Source organism: Streptococcus sp. V728, assembly GCF_052077995.1.
In the GTDB taxonomy this organism is placed as follows: Bacteria; Bacillota; Bacilli; order Lactobacillales; family Streptococcaceae; genus Streptococcus; species Streptococcus infantis_B.
This window is the reverse complement of sequence record NZ_JBQJJH010000002.1, coordinates 219,077-234,341: the sequence shown is the minus strand read 5'-3', so window position 1 is coordinate 234,341 and position 15,265 is coordinate 219,077. Positions and strand designations below refer to the sequence as shown.

12 protein-coding genes and 2 pseudogenes are annotated in these 15,265 nt (G+C 36.6%); 3 read left to right on the top strand and 11 right to left on the bottom strand.

Annotated elements, in window-relative coordinates:
* Positions 1-6 precede the first annotated feature (6 nt).
* Positions 7-1,557 (top strand): chloride channel protein, encoded by a 1,551-nt coding sequence (locus tag ACTO1Y_RS02515; RefSeq protein WP_441348233.1) that lies wholly within the window; start codon positions 7-9, stop codon positions 1,555-1,557.
* Positions 1,558-1,914: 357 nt separating this feature from the next.
* Positions 1,915-2,985: a tyrosine recombinase XerS gene (xerS, locus tag ACTO1Y_RS02510; protein WP_441348232.1), complete on the top strand. Its 1,071-nt coding sequence runs from the start codon at positions 1,915-1,917 to the stop codon at positions 2,983-2,985.
* A gap of 84 nt (positions 2,986-3,069) precedes the next feature.
* On the opposite strand, the gene ACTO1Y_RS02505 is transcribed toward xerS, so the two are convergent.
* The 8 genes and pseudogenes from ACTO1Y_RS02505 to ACTO1Y_RS02470 all read right to left on the bottom strand — a co-directional run bounded on the left by ACTO1Y_RS02505 (position 3,070) and on the right by ACTO1Y_RS02470 (position 9,175).
* Positions 3,070-3,711 (bottom strand): hypothetical protein, encoded by a 642-nt coding sequence (locus ACTO1Y_RS02505; protein WP_441348231.1) that lies wholly within the window; start codon positions 3,709-3,711, stop codon positions 3,070-3,072.
* Between the two features lie 111 nt (positions 3,712-3,822).
* Positions 3,823-4,338, bottom strand: a pseudogene (locus tag ACTO1Y_RS02500) (lipoate protein ligase C-terminal domain-containing protein); the annotation flags it as partial.
* Positions 4,329-4,448, bottom strand: a pseudogene (locus ACTO1Y_RS02495) (pyruvate dehydrogenase); the annotation flags it as partial. The pseudogenes ACTO1Y_RS02500 and ACTO1Y_RS02495, both read right to left, overlap by 10 nt.
* Before the next feature lie 181 nt (positions 4,449-4,629).
* Entirely contained in the window at positions 4,630-5,970 is a 1,341-nt protein-coding gene (locus ACTO1Y_RS02490; protein WP_441348230.1) for an MATE family efflux transporter, read from the bottom strand.
* A gap of 42 nt (positions 5,971-6,012) precedes the next feature.
* A complete protein-coding gene (locus ACTO1Y_RS02485) occupies positions 6,013-7,281 on the bottom strand; it encodes a dihydroorotase (RefSeq protein ID WP_441348229.1) in 1,269 nt (422 codons plus the stop codon).
* 12 nt (positions 7,282-7,293) lie between these two features.
* Positions 7,294-7,758 carry an NUDIX hydrolase gene (locus ACTO1Y_RS02480; protein WP_075567577.1) on the bottom strand — a complete coding sequence of 155 codons (465 nt, stop codon included), beginning with the start codon at positions 7,756-7,758 and terminating at the stop codon, positions 7,294-7,296.
* A 9-nt stretch (positions 7,759-7,767) separates the two neighbouring features.
* A complete protein-coding gene (locus tag ACTO1Y_RS02475) occupies positions 7,768-8,421 on the bottom strand; it encodes a uracil-DNA glycosylase (RefSeq protein ID WP_441348228.1) in 654 nt (217 codons plus the stop codon).
* Between the two features lie 61 nt (positions 8,422-8,482).
* The gene (locus tag ACTO1Y_RS02470; protein ID WP_441348227.1) at positions 8,483-9,175 is read right to left on the bottom strand and encodes a YjjG family noncanonical pyrimidine nucleotidase; all 693 of its coding nucleotides are present in this window, start codon (positions 9,173-9,175) and stop codon (positions 8,483-8,485) included.
* Positions 9,176-9,687: 512 nt separating this feature from the next.
* Between ACTO1Y_RS02470 and ACTO1Y_RS02465 the strand changes: the two genes are divergently transcribed.
* Complete coding sequence (locus ACTO1Y_RS02465) at positions 9,688-11,541, top strand: Ig-like domain-containing protein (RefSeq protein ID WP_441348226.1); 1,854 nt, start codon at positions 9,688-9,690, stop codon at positions 11,539-11,541.
* 114 nt (positions 11,542-11,655) lie between these two features.
* On the opposite strand, the gene ACTO1Y_RS02460 is transcribed toward ACTO1Y_RS02465, so the two are convergent.
* From ACTO1Y_RS02460 to ACTO1Y_RS02450, 3 genes are all read right to left on the bottom strand, one after another.
* Positions 11,656-13,734, bottom strand: a complete 2,079-nt coding sequence (locus ACTO1Y_RS02460) for a glucosaminidase domain-containing protein (RefSeq protein WP_441348225.1) — start codon at positions 13,732-13,734, stop codon at positions 11,656-11,658.
* 217 nt (positions 13,735-13,951) lie between these two features.
* A complete protein-coding gene (locus tag ACTO1Y_RS02455) occupies positions 13,952-14,377 on the bottom strand; it encodes a hypothetical protein (protein WP_441348224.1) in 426 nt (141 codons plus the stop codon).
* A complete protein-coding gene (locus ACTO1Y_RS02450; RefSeq protein WP_441348223.1) occupies positions 14,352-15,263 on the bottom strand; it encodes a phosphodiester glycosidase family protein in 912 nt (303 codons plus the stop codon). The genes ACTO1Y_RS02455 and ACTO1Y_RS02450 overlap by 26 nt, the downstream gene beginning before the upstream one ends.
* Positions 15,264-15,265 lie beyond the last annotated feature (2 nt).

Below are 15,265 nucleotides of genomic sequence, written 5' to 3'. Positions count from 1 at the left end.
AAAATTATGGAGGAACAGTCGGAAACACTTAGTTCCAAGAAAGAATTTGCCTTTGCGTCAAGTACAATTCTATCTCAAGTAGGGCGAGGAATTATCGTTGGATTAGTCGTGGGCCTTATTGTTGGGTCATTTCGGTTTTTGATTGAAAAAGGCTTTCATGTAGTTCAAGGACTATATCTAGACCAAGAAAATCTACTTCGAAATCTATTGATCATTTTATTGTTTTATATTCTAATTTGCTTACTTAGTGCCAAATTAACACGCTCAGAAAAAGATATTAAAGGTTCTGGTATTCCTCAAGTTGAAGCAGAGTTAAAAGGTCTCATGTCTCTCAATTGGTGGGGTGTCCTCTGGAAAAAATACATTCTAGGTACCTTGGCCATTGCTAGTGGACTCATGCTCGGTCGTGAAGGTCCAAGTATTCAACTAGGTGCCGTTGGAGGTAAAGGAATTGCTAAATGGCTGAAATCTAGTCCAGTAGAAGAGCGCTCTTTAATAGCTAGTGGAGCTGCTGCTGGACTTGCTGCAGCCTTTAACGCACCAATTGCAGGGTTATTATTTGTAGTAGAAGAAGTCTATCACCATTTTTCACGATTCTTCTGGGTTTCTACCTTGGCAGCCAGTCTAGTAGCAAACTTTGTTTCCCTTCTCATCTTTGGCTTAACACCTGTGCTTGATATGCCGGATAATATTCCTCACATGAGTCTTAGTCAATATTGGATTTATCTGGTAATGGGAATTTTTCTTGGATTCTCAGGTTTTCTTTATGAGAAAGCCGTTCTAAATGTCGGAAAAGTATATGATTGGATTGGTCCAAAAATTCATCTAGATAAGGCCTATTACCCTATTCTAGCTTTTTTCCTGATTATTCCAGTTGGAATATTTCTACCTCAAATACTTGGTGGAGGAAATCAGGTTGTTTTATCTTTAACAGAGCAGGATTTTAGTTTTAAAATTCTCTTAATTTACTTTATCATTCGCTTTATCTGGAGTATGATCAGTTACGGAAGTGGACTTCCTGGTGGAATTTTCCTACCTATTTTAGCTTTAGGTTCCATACTTGGTGCTCTGGTCGGTATTATTTGTGTCAATCTTGGACTTGTTACCCAGCAGCAATTCCCTATTTTTGTAATTCTTGGAATGAGTGGTTATTTTGGGGCTATCTCAAAAGCACCTTTGACAGCAATGATTCTCGTGACGGAAATGGTCGGTGATATCCGCAATCTAATGCCATTAGGGATGGTGACCCTAGTTGCCTATATTGTTATGGATCTGCTAAAAGGGGCGCCCGTCTATGAAGCCATGCTTGAGAAAATGTTACCTGAATCAGCAACTGATGATGGAGAAGTTACCCTGATAGAAATCCCAGTTTCTGATAAGATAGCTGGTAAGCAAGTACATGAACTCAATTTACCACATAACGTACTTATCACAACCCAGGTACATAACGGTAAAAGTAAGACAGTTAATGGTTCTACAAGGATGTATCTAGGGGATATGATTCATCTCGTGATTCCAAAAAGTGAAATTGGAAAAGTAAAAGATTTGTTGTTGTAGAAGATAATATTACATAAATTATGTTATGTATAAAATGTTGTTTATAATTTAAGAAAAATATTTTGTAACTAAGACGATAGATTCATACAGATCGAAATAATTTCAAAATTAAAACTCGTTCCTAAAAAATTGGAATCGAGTTTTTTATTACAATCAAATAACTGTAGAAGTTTAAAAATTTAAACCTATAAGTTCAATAAAGAAATGATTAACAAATTATAATTTTTTTGGGTATTATATAGCTTAGTTAGGCAAGCCTAAATATCCCCTATAATATCTTTCCGAAAAACTATAATTTTCTTGAAAAAAATATATAACTATGCTATACTACTAGTATAGAAAGATTTGGAGAAAAACATGAAACGCGAGATCTTATTAGAACGGATTGATAAACTCAAACAAGTCATGCCCTGGTACGTTCTGGAATACTATCAATCAAAACTAGCTGTTCCATACAGTTTTACGACCTTGTACGAATACTTAAAGGAATACGATCGATTTTTTACCTGGGTCTTGGAATCTGGTATATCGAATGCTGACAATATGGCTAATATTCCTTTGGATGTTCTTGAGAACATGACCAAGAAAGACATGGAATCTTTTATTCTTTACTTACGCGAACGTCCTTTACTCAATGCTAATACGACAAAGAATGGTGTCTCCCAAACAACTATTAACCGAACTTTATCAGCATTGTCTAGCCTTTATAAGTATTTGACTGAGGAAGTTGAAAATGAGCAAGGAGAACCTTATTTCTACCGCAACGTCATGAAGAAGGTTGCTACCAAGAAAAAGAAAGAAACCTTGGCTGCGCGAGCTGAAAATATCAAACAAAAGCTCTTTTTAGGTGATGAAACAGAGGGATTTTTGAATTATATAGATGAGGAATACCCTAAAACTCTCTCTAATCGCGCTTTATCCTCTTTTAATAAGAATAAAGAGCGAGATTTAGCCATTATCGCACTCCTTCTCGCCTCTGGTGTCCGTCTCTCCGAAGCCGTTAACCTTGACCTTCGAGATCTCAATCTAAAGATGATGGTGATTGACGTCACTCGAAAGGGTGGAAAACGAGACTCAGTCAATGTTGCTGCATTTGCTAAGCCTTATTTAGAACAATATCTTGCTATAAGAGACAAACGTTATAAGACAGAAAAGACTGATACAGCTCTCTTTCTGACCTTGTATCGAGGTGTTCCAAACCGTATCGATGCTTCTAGTGTTGAAAAAATGGTCGCCAAGTATTCGGAAGACTTTAAAGTTCGCGTAACCCCCCACAAACTACGCCATACGCTTGCAACACGTCTATATGATGCAACCAAATCACAGGTTCTGGTCAGTCACCAGCTGGGACATGCAAGCACACAAGTTACCGACTTGTATACCCATATCGTTAATGATGAGCAAAAGAATGCCCTGGATAGTTTGTAAGATACATAACATAAATTATGTAATGTTTTAGAGTTAGAAAAAGAGCGTAGGATTTTTTATCGAATCTTACGCTCTTTTATTATTCTATAAAAATTCGATCCAATAATTACGGTGTGGCTCAATAATGACTGGTTTTCCCCAAAACGACTTTAGATAAGCCAGATTCGCAGGGCTAACAGGTCTTTTCTCTTCGTTGTACTTCTCAGCACTTTCTTTTGTTAGAAAGCATTTAACAGCTTCATATGGCGTACCATCGTTAGCTGTTCTATCAATACCCATATAAGCAATTTCATCACCTTTTTGAGGAATGTCAGTAAGCAGTTTTCCAATAAAGTAGACCGTTTTATCTTTCATTAATTCATAAGCTTTACAATTTTCAAGTCGGTTATTCGCTGCTGCGTACATAATACAAAAACTATCCACGATGTCTTTCATTGGCATTAACGCTTCTTTGCTTACGATGATTTCCTCAGGAGCAAGACCCCCAATAATCAAGTCTTTAAAATGAGCTTGCTGAATAACATTGTCTAAGGCCATTCCCAGAGGGATTTGGGCAGCTTGCAAACCTAAAGGTTCTAACTCTTGTCTTTTCTTATCGAAGTGTTCTTGTGTGATACTGACATTCAAATCGTATGGATTTGTAGTTTCTTGTTTCTTAAAAAATGCTACCACAGTACGATCTAACTGTTCAAATAGACCAAGATTTTCAACTGGAATCTTTATCATTATTAATTTTTCCTCTATATATTTAAAATTTCCACTATATTATACTCTCATGATGATCGATTATCAAGTTTAAATAAAAAAGAAATCCACATTACATGGATCTCTCTTTCTTTATTCCACCACTGCCTCAGCAATTTCTTCTGCAGTGATTCCTGCGAAGTAACGCCCTAGGTTAATGGTTTGAAGAGCTTTGAGGACATCTTCACGTTCGTATTTAACACCACGAAGGACATCTTCTACAGCTGCAACGTCTTCGATACCAAAGAAGTCACCGTAGATCTTGATGTCTTGAATTTTTGACTCAATAACGTTAGCAAAGATTTCAACCTTACCGCTTGGGAATTTAGTTCCACGACGGACATTATATTCAGGTGATTTACCATAGTTCCAGTCCCAAGTCCCAAACTTAGTTTCCTTGATACGATTGATTTCAGCCAATTCCTCATCTGAGAAGACATACTCTGTCATTTCAGGGTATTCTTTTTTCATGTATTCCAAAAGTAGGTCACGGAATTCTTCTACGGTGATTTTTTCTGGCAATTCATCTACGATATTGGTTACACGTGCGCGAACTGATTTAACACCTTTTGATTCAAACTTATCTTTAGACACTTTAAGTGCGTCATTCCTGGCACTTTCCCTTTTTTTACTAATTGTGTAATCTTCAAGTCCATGCGACGGATTTCTTCCATCTTACGGAACATCTCAAGCAAAAGATTTTTATCTAAAGTTGACATAATCTTGCCTTTCTAAGTTTAATTTCTTAAATTTCTATTCTAACTTATACGTTAATGAGAGTCAAAGATTATGCTTGATAATTTTTCACAATATAAAAAAAGAAAAGTCTTGATTTCATTGACTTTTCTTTACATAAAATGACTATTTCACAAAGTGATTTTCAAGGATGCTTTCAACAAATTATTTGAATCTTTTCATAATAACTTGTAAACGCCACTGATAGAGTAATCCACTGACAAGTAAACTTACAATAAGACCTATCCAATATGAATAAGCATCGAGATTTGTTGAATAATCTAGAAACAAACCAAGAGGTATAGCAACTCCCCAGTAACCAACGAGACCGAGATAGAAAGGTATGACTGTATCTTTATAGCCTCGTAAAATACCTTGTAACGGAGCAGCAAATGTATCAGCCAACTGAAAAAATAGGCTATAGGTCATAAAACTTGCAGTTAACTGAATGAATTCAGGATCATAACCGTAAAGTCTCGCAACATTTTCTCGGAAAATATACAAAAAGGAGAGAGTCAAAACGGCGAATACCATAGCTGATAGTCGTCCAATTTTAATGTATTTCTTAGCGTCCTCTAGACGTTTGGCTCCAACTTCGTAAGAAACAACAATCGCCATTGCTGTTGAAATACTCATCGGAAAAGCATACATGAGTGACGAAAAGTTCATAGCGGACTGATGACTAGCTATTGTCAATGATGAAAATTTTGCCATAATCAAACCAACTGCTGAAAAAATAGCAACCTCTGCAAATACGGTTCCACCTATCGGTAAGCCTAATTTGATTGCTTCTTTTATTTTATCGCAGTCTAAGGGTAATAGTTTCTCTAAATGCAGTTCTTTTAATTTTTCCTGTTTAAGAAGGACTAGTATGGAAATCCCCAGCAAAGCCCAATAAGCTAAAGATGTCCCAAGACCTGCTCCTGCTCCTCCTAACTCAGGTAAAGCAAAGGCTCCATAGATTAGTAAATAGTTAAAACCACTATTTAGAGGTAACAATAAAAGCATTAAATACATGGATAGTTTGGTCAGTCCCAGCGCATCCAACAGTGATCGAATTACACTAAAAAGTAAAAGTGGAATAATCCCAATTGCTAAAAACCATAGATAGCGTACTGCTATATCTGCTACTGCTGTTTCTAAACCCATATTGTTTAGAATTAGTGGCGCACCAAGAAAAACTAAAGCAAATAGAACAATTGATAAACCAAGTGAAAGATAAAGAAATTGATAAAAATCAGAAGCCACTTCATTTTTCTTTCCTCGACCCAAATGATGTCCAACTATAGGAACCAAGGCTGAGACAATACCAGTTAGGAAGGTGAAAAAAGGATTCCATAGACTTGTCGCCATTGATACCCCAGCCAAATCTATGGTATTATACTGGCCAGTCATGGTTGTGTCGACAAAGGAAGCCGAGAAATTGGCAAATTGATAGACTAGAATTGGAAAGAAAATCTTAAGAAATAAGATAAATTTGTCTTTAAAATGATGGGTTGGGTACATATCGTCTCTCTCTAATCAATGATTCGAAAGACCAGATTTCACCTAATTTTTATAGACAATCTGTCCATTACAAATGGTGTATTTGACCTGCCCTTTCAAAGATTCACCGATAAATGGTGAATTCGCTGCTTTAGAAGCAAAATGACTATCCACGATTCGGTCCGCTTTATCATCAAAAATAGTAATATCAGCTGGACCGTTTTCTGATAGATAACCTGCTTCAAAGTTATAAAGTTTAGCTGGGTTGTAAGACATTTTTTCTAATAATTCCATCAAGCTCAGCTCACCAGCTTCGACTAAGTAAGTTAAACCTAGTGACAAAGAAGTTTCCAAACCTGTCATACCTGATGGCGCTTTGGTAATATCCTCAACATTTTTTTCGTCAGCATGGTGAGGCGCGTGGTCAGTAGCAATGACAGAAATGATTCCAGATTTTAAACCTTCAATAACAGCACGTCGGTCAGATTCCAGACGTAGAGGTGGATTCATCTTTGCATTACTTCCTTTAGTCAAGAGAAGAGCTTCAGTCTTCGAAAAATGCTGTGGAGCTACTTCTGCAGTTACGTTAGCTCCCAAATTTTGAGCAAACTCCACAACCTTGACACTTTCTTCCTTAGACAAATGCTGAATATGAACATGAGCCTTAGTTGCATAGGCAATCATGACATCACGAGCAATCATAGCGTACTCTGCAACTCCTGTTGCACCGCAGATATGAAAATGCTCTTTAGCGATATTCTCGTTAAAACCAAGCGTACCATTCAAGCCAGGATCTTCTTCATGAAGACTAATAAAAGTATTTAGTTTCTTGGCTTCTTCCATGGCTTCCTTGACAACATTACTACTTTCAAGAGGAATCCCGTCATCAGAAAAACCAACTGCCCCTGCTTCTAAAAGGGCTTTAAAGTCAGTTAGGTCTTGACCATTAAAGTTTTTGGTAATTGTAGCCACAGACTTAACGTTAATCTTTTCCTTAGCTGCAGATTGAAGAACTTCCTCTAAAGTCTCAACATTTGATATAGTTGGATTGGTATTAGCCATCATAACGACAGTTGTAAAACCACCTGCGGCAGCCGCTAGTGCCCCAGTATGGATGTCCTCCTTGTGTGTTTGACCAGGTTCACGGAAATGAACATGAATATCAACTAGTCCAGGCGCAACCACAAGTCCAGTTGCATCAATGACTTGAGCTTCATCCTTATCAATTTGAGGAGCAATTTGAATGATTTTCCCTTCATCAACCAAAACATCACAAACTTGATCCAAACCAGACTTTGGATCCATTACACGGCCATTTTTGATTAGTAACATATCTATACTCCTTTACTCGTAGAAATCCACTTGTGTATCCAATAATTTATCACCATCATAGACAAACTTGGCTGAAAAGAAGGGTTTATCCTCTAAGAGCCACTCAACAAAGGTGTGGTCCCCTTCCCAGGTCGGCTTGCTGAGGACCTCATCATAAGGAACCCATTCTAATGTTCCTTCATTACAGTCAATTAACTCACCCTCAAACTCAGTCACCTTAAATACATAGGTGTACCAGTCCAAGCCCGGAGTGAATTCAGGGAAAGTGATAACACCCTTTAAAACCGGCTTAGCTTTCAACCCTGTTTCTTCTAAAATCTCACGGGCAGCACATTCTTGTGGAGTTTCCCCGCGTTCTAACTTTCCACCTACACCGATCCATTTTCCTTCATGAACATCATTAGGCTTTTTATTGCGATGAAGCATGAGCAATTCTTTTCCATTATCAATGTAGCAAATTGTCGCTAACTGAGGCATATAAACTCCTTATCTAAGCCAATCGATTGGCTCTTGTCCTGTTTCTTTTAAGAATGCATTGGCCTTAGAAAAAGGCTTGGAACCCCAAAATCCTCTGTAAACAGAAAGAGGACTTGGATGTGCTGATTCGATAATCAAATGTTGAGGATTGGTCACTAAAGCCTTCTTCTTACGGGCGTAGGCACCCCAAAGTACAAAAACTACGGGTCTATCTATGTTATTGACGACCTTAATAACAGCATCTGTAAATGGTTCCCAAATCTGACCAGCATGACCATTTGCTTGACCTGCTGGCACTGTTAAACATGCATTAAGGAGTAAGACTCCCTGCTCAGCCCAAGCTGTCAAATCATGCGATTTCTTAACTCCGATATCGTCTGACAGTTCTTTTAGAATATTTTGAAGCGAAGGAGGTGCTGGGATCGAATCAGGAACTGAAAAACTCAAACCCTGAGCTTGACCAGGTCCATGATAGGGATCCTGCCCCAGAATCACTACCTTAACCTCTTCCAGAGGAGTCGTCAAAAGAGCCTGAAAAACCTTTTCCTTGGGTGGATAAACAGTCCCATGAGCATAGACCTGTTCCATAAAGTGATTAATTTTCCCAAAATAACCCTCAGGTAATTGCTCTTTAATCAAAGCATGCCAAGACGAGTGTTCCATAGCTGACTCCTTCATTTATACTGCCTCTATTATAGCAAAAAGTGGCTATCTAAACCACTTTTTACAGTTTATCTAAGATTTCTAGCAGAGCTTGATATGAGTCGACTTCATAAGTTGGATGAGCTTGGGTCTTATTTTCCAGATGATGAGGGTTGTACCAGATAGTATCAATCCCAGCATTATTGCCACCTTGAATATCTGCTGTTAGTGAATCACCAATCATGACTGTTTTTTCTTTGGAAAATCCAGGTATTTGTTGACCAATTCTTTCGTAGAAAAGAGCATCTGGTTTTTGTGTTTTCAACTGTTCAGATATGAATACTTGGTTGAAATAAGGAGCAAGTCCTGATTGAGTTAAGCGCCCTGTCTGAATGGTAGTTATCCCATTTGTGGCTGCATAAAGTTCATAGCCACGATCAATCAGATTATCTAAAAGCTCCATAGCGCCAGAAAAAATTTGCCCCTGTTGTGCTAAATAAAACTGGTAGCGTTCTGCTAAATGAATGCCATCTTTGATCATTCCAAAATGAGCAAATAAACGAGAAAAACGTGTGTTGACTAGTTCTTGTTTTGTAATCTTTTTCTCTTCCAAATCCTTCCAGAGAGCCTTGTTCATTGGAACGTAATAATCTTTAAAAATTTGAATATCAGAAACTCCCTCTTCTTTTAGTAGTTGTGTTAAAGCCACATCCTCAGCAGCATCAAAATCAAGCAAGGTATGATCAAGGTCGAAAAGTAAAAATTTGTAGCTCATCCGTTTTATATCCTTCTTTCGATAATTTACACATTTCAAAGTATAGCATAAAGAACAAGAATAACCAAATACACTTATGCAACGACTGTTGTTATAAATAGACTAATAATTTAAAAATCGAGAAATAATCTGTGAAAATTGATTAAAATATTAAAAGGACATTCTACAAAAAATATATTAAATCTTGTAATCTCCTTGAAATATTTGACTAGGATTTTAGGTAAATTTCCTATTTTATTTTTCCTGTAAAATAAAAGATGTAAGCGGTTATTCTATCTTTTTATGTTATTAGAAACATAAAACTTCTAATATTTCGAAAAATTTACATTTTAATATTAATTTGATACCTTTAACATTGCTGTCCTTATTTTAATGTGATATAATTCACAGTATAGGGGAGTTTTAGTATTAGACTAGGGGGAGGCTTTATTAAGATTTGTCTGCAAAATTAACCTATATCGTTAAGTCGTTTATTTTGATTTTTAAATAATTCTATTAGAAGGTAAAACACTATGAGCAATAAGAAAAAGTTTAGTATTTTCTCGTTTTTGATTTGCGTCCTGACAACTATTTTTGTTTTTAGTTTGAATAAAACTTTTGCTGAAACTCCAGAAGTTTCAGTAACTGGTAAATTTGCAGATACAATCACGGTTGTGAACGTTACAAGCAATGAAGGTGGCAATCTAAATTGGGATTTAGAGCAATGGGCTACTTTCCGTATTAATGCAACGTATGACTTAGCAGGTAAAAATGTTAAGGCTGGTGACCAAACTACAGTTACCGTACCAGATGCATTAATCATCACATCTGATAGTTTTGAAATTCGCGATATTAACACAAATGAAATTATCGCTCATGCTACTGTTGATGCTGAAAACAAAAAATTAACATTAACGTATACAGACTATGTTGAAAAACATTCCGATACAAATGGATCGTTCTTCTTTTATGCGCGTATTGACTTCAAAAAACACCCTCAACAAGGAGAAATTCCAATTGAAGTGACAGTGAACTCAGTAACAAAAGTAGCTGGTAAAGTAACATTTAAAGGTATCGGGGACGGTAACCCAAGACTTTTAACAAAGACTAGCTGGGTTAATAGCGGAAATCGTAAAGAAGTTCAATACACAATTTCTGTCAATCGTAACAAACAAAATATCAATGGTGTAACAATTGAAGATCACTTGAAATTTACTAATGCATCCTATGTAAAAGATAGTATCAAAGTTATCAAAGGTAAGTTTTCTTACGAAACTGGTGAGTGGGTATTCTCTAATCGCGTCGACGTAACTGATCAACACAAGATAACAATCAGTGAAGATGGACAATCATTTGTTATTGATTTAGGTGATATTACTGATCAAGATCAATACCGTATCGATTATAAAGTACAATTGAATTATGAACCTGTAGATGGTGAATTATTAAAGAATGACGCTACATTAAAAGGTAAAGGTGTCGTTGTTAAAGAAGTAACCAATGCTGCTGCAGTTCAAATTGCTGGTGGTGCCGGTGTTGGTTATGTATTTACAATCAACGTTCATAAAGTGGATGACGCTAACCAACCAATTAAAGGTGCTAAATTTAAAGTAGTACGTGAAGCGAACAATCAAGTAATCGGTGAATACGAAACTGATGAAAATGGTAATATTACTGTTAATGCATTATTAAAAGATAAATATATCTTGACAGAAACAGAAGCTCCTGCAGGATTCGTTATTAAAGACGCTGATACTGTCGTTAACGTTGAAGACTTTGGAACAGATCACGCAGTTACAAAAACAATCGTGAATCCGAAAGAAGAAACAACTACAACAACTACAACAACTACAACGACTACAACGACTACAACTGAAGCTCCTACGACTTCAACTACTACAACCGAAGCTCCTACGACTTCAACTACTACAACCGAAGCTCCTACGACTTCAACTACTACAACCGAAGCTCCTACGACTTCAACTACTACAACCGAAGCTCCTACGACTTCAACTACGACAACCGAAGCTCCTATAACTTCAACTACTACAACCGAAGCTCCTACGACTTCAACTACGGCAACCGAAGCTCCTACGACTTCAACTACGACAACCGAAGCTCCTACGACTTCAACTACGACAACCGAAGCTCCTATAACTTCAACTACTACTACAACTCCAGAAGTGCCAACTCCTTCTTCATCTTCTGAAACTACAACAACATCTACAGCTCCGTCAGCTTCTTCTGAAACTACAACTACAGAAGAGGAGTCAGGTCTTCCAAATACAGGTGAAAGCAAAGGAACATTGATTACAATCATTGGGGCTGTAACTTTAATTTCATCAATTGTCCTAGTAGCAATCTTGCATAAGTCAAAAGAAGACTAATATAAATTAGGAACTTAAAAAAGGATTTACTTTTAATGAGTAAATTCTTTTTTTATATTTATGATTAACAATAAAAAATCGATAACTGTTTGTAGTTATCGATTTTAAAATATTTTAGTCCTTTTCACCAAGTTTACTATTGATAGTCATCATGATACTTGCAATCTTTTCACCCCAATATGGATCTGAAGCGTAAAGAACGTTCATACCAGATGATTTATTTCCTAGGTAAGTTCTGCCATTATCTATATAATTTTGACGAATCCATTTGGCTGCACCTAAGATTCCCTTATCTACATTATCGAAACTCTTAGCTGAATCGTACGGAGTAGTATCGTAGGCTGCAATACCAAAGAAATTATTCTTATCCTTAGCAATCTGACTACGTCCCCATGCGCTTTCTAGAGCGCTGTGAGCTATAAGGTAGAGTGCATTTACCTGATAGCGTTCTTCAGCTTCTTTAAAGATAGCTCCCTTACCTGCCAAACGACTTCCTTTAATATTCATAACTGAATATACTTTATCTAATTCTTCAGCTGTGTAATTTGTTGGTTTTCTTAAATCTCTAAATAAGAAAGGATTTTCCGCTGTAAAGTTTTCAAAGTTAATACCATCAGCTGAATAATATTTTTTACCAATAGCCATTGATGAGCTATGAGGGGCTACACGAATACTTGTGTAAGGTGATAACTCATGATAAAGATAATTACCGTCAGTGGCATAGTGAGGAATGAATTCACTGTCTGAGCTGACAGCTACTAAATCACTCTTATTCATATATCCTGAAAGACCTGAAATTTTGACTGGAAGTCGACCGTCTTTGGTCTCGGTTCCATCAATCGATACAATACTTCCTTGCGAAATATAGCTTAGTTTTTCACCAGAAGCACTATATACATTTGCTGTAATTGGTTTTACTTTATAGTATGCTGCTGTATCGGAAATCCATTTTCCATTGCTTTGGAAAGAATAGTCTTTACCGTTAATGGTGAAATTACCAGTTACATATGCCCCATCTTCTTTGAGATAATACCAGGCGTTATAACTTTTATCAAAAATCCACTCATTCTTGGCCATATAACCATAAGATTTGAGATAGTAAGAGCCTTGCCATTGGTTTTCAGCATAAGCACCATCAGATTTTAAGTAGAACCAACTATCGAACTTTTTATCAAAGAACCATTCACTTTGAGCCATGGCCCCACTATCTTTTAGATAATATTTCTCTTTCCATTGGCTACTTAACATGTCACCATCTTTATGAAAAGAGTACCATGAACCATTGATTTTTTCCCATTTATCCCGGATAGCTTTTCCTGAATCAGTAGCATAATACCACTTCTCATCCATCTGCACCCAATCCTTTTCAGCCATAGCGCCACTAGTTTTGAGAAGGTAGTCATTATAAATGGTTTTACTTAACATGGTACCTGATTCATCAAAACGATACCATGAACCATTGATTTTCTCCCATTTATTACGGATGATTTTTCCTGAATCAGTAGCATAGTACCACTTCTCATCAATTTTCGCCCAACCCCTTTCGTGCATAGCTCCACTACTCTGAAGAAGGTAGTCATTGTAAACAGTATTAGTTAACATGGCACCAGATTCATCGAAGCAATACCAAGCACCGTTGATTTTTTCCCATTTGTTGCGGATGATTTTTCCTGAGTTTGTAGCAAAGTACCACTTGTCATCTATTTTAACCCAAGAATCCTCAACCATAGCACCACTTTTACTTAAGAGGTAGTCATCATAAACAGTATCACTAAGCATCACGCCATCCTGGTTAAAATAGTACCAGCGACCTGCTATTTTTTTCCAATTTGTGACAGCCTTTTTATTCTCATAATAACGCCATTGGCCATTTTCTTTTTGCCAGCCATCTTTATTAACTTCCTCAACTTTTGTTTCAGTTGTTGTTTTTTCCTTATTTTCAGGTGTTTCTTTCTTCGGCGTAATTTGCGAAGATTCTTTTTCTGCCTTGTTCAGACTTTCGTTAGAACTTTGTTTAGTCGATTTATCACGATTGTTTGATTGTTTTTGATCTTCTTTTTCAACTCCATTAGCTACAGCCTGTTCTGAAGTTTGAGCTTTATTTCTAGTTTGTGAATCATCGGCATAAACAGTAGATTTTGCAAAGCCTGCAATCGAGAGAGCAACTGTACTTGCCAGTAAAATCCTTTTCATTGTATTCTCCTTATCATTATATAAATGATCTATTCGTTTTTGATACATAATGTTTAAAACACAGCAATTATCCATTATATTATACAATATTCTATTAAAGATAAAAGTAGAATAATTAAGAAGAAAGAAAGTTGTAATATTGTTAAAACATTTTAGAAATAAAAGTCAATAAAAAGCAGTCGAACAGTAACTGAACGACTACATTTTTTTCTAATAATTAACCTTCTATTATTTTGGTACGTTTATTAGTTAGAAGCGGATTTATAAATATAGATAGAATAGCTATGATTGCAAAACTAATACCTACATACCAATATGGTGCATCGAGTGTGGTTGAACGACCAGATAAATTGACAATACCACGGAATAGTGTGCCTGTTGTAAAAATAGCTACTGCCGAATTCCATAAATTAAGGCTAATTCTGGACAAATACGGAAGGACTTTGAGCAAAATTGCTAGTATTATCCCACCCACCAGAGGTACAGCGAACAAGTAATGCATATGAACTGATGTCTCTCCAAAACTAAATGCTTCATAAATTCTAGAAAAAGCAAAGAAGAAAACCGTAATTAGTATATAAGAGATGACAGTTTTTTTAAAGCGTTTTTTGTTAGGATTAATAACCGATGTAGACAATATCACTCACCGCCCTTTCTGAAATTCTGTTTCCTCCAGTTGTTGGTTTGTTAATAACCTGACCGTTGAAGTAAAGCGTAGATGATCCACCACCATCAAGGTTGTAGGCCGATTTTACACCGTATGATTTCATGACTTCAGCCATTTGGTACAGTGATAGCCCCTTGCTTTCAGAAGTACGTCCATCTGAAACTACGATAATATAGTGGTTTTCATCAATAATGCCAATCGCAGAACGAGGATTTGATGCCATAGCTCGTCCAACTTCTTCATTCGTTCCTACTGCAATCTCACCATTTTCAACTAAGGTTGGTCCAAAAGCCAAGAGATTGACAACACCATCTTTAACTAGTTGCTCAGCTGAAATCTGATCCTCGTAAATAATCTTGAAAGAACCATCTTTATAAATGGCTAAATCACCATTATTTGAATTTTCACGGACAGTATCACGATAGACGACTCCATTACGGATAACATATCCTGTAGAGTTAGCTCCGTAGTAATCTCCATTGATCGCTAGAATAGCATTGTTATCAGTAGCGGTTTCAGAAGTTTTTGCAGTTACATTGGTTCCGAAGGCATTTTGAGCGAATGCTGTTTTTAAATAATCTGATGAGCTTACTGTAATATCTGCAACGTAGACTTGCGTATTTTTGACCGTTGTTTCAGTCAAATTGATGGAGATATTATCATCCTTATAACTTGAGTCTGTTACTGTTGCTGTTTTAGCTGCTTGGCTTGCCGTGGCAGTATTTGTACTAGTGCTAGTTGTTGCTACTGTCGAAATAGTCTCAGCAAGGACAAAAGTCTTCAGCATGGAGTAGCTAAAGGATCCTGTCAGAAGTAATCCGAAAACCGAAGCATAAGCATATCGTTTCTTTAAAAATTTCATAG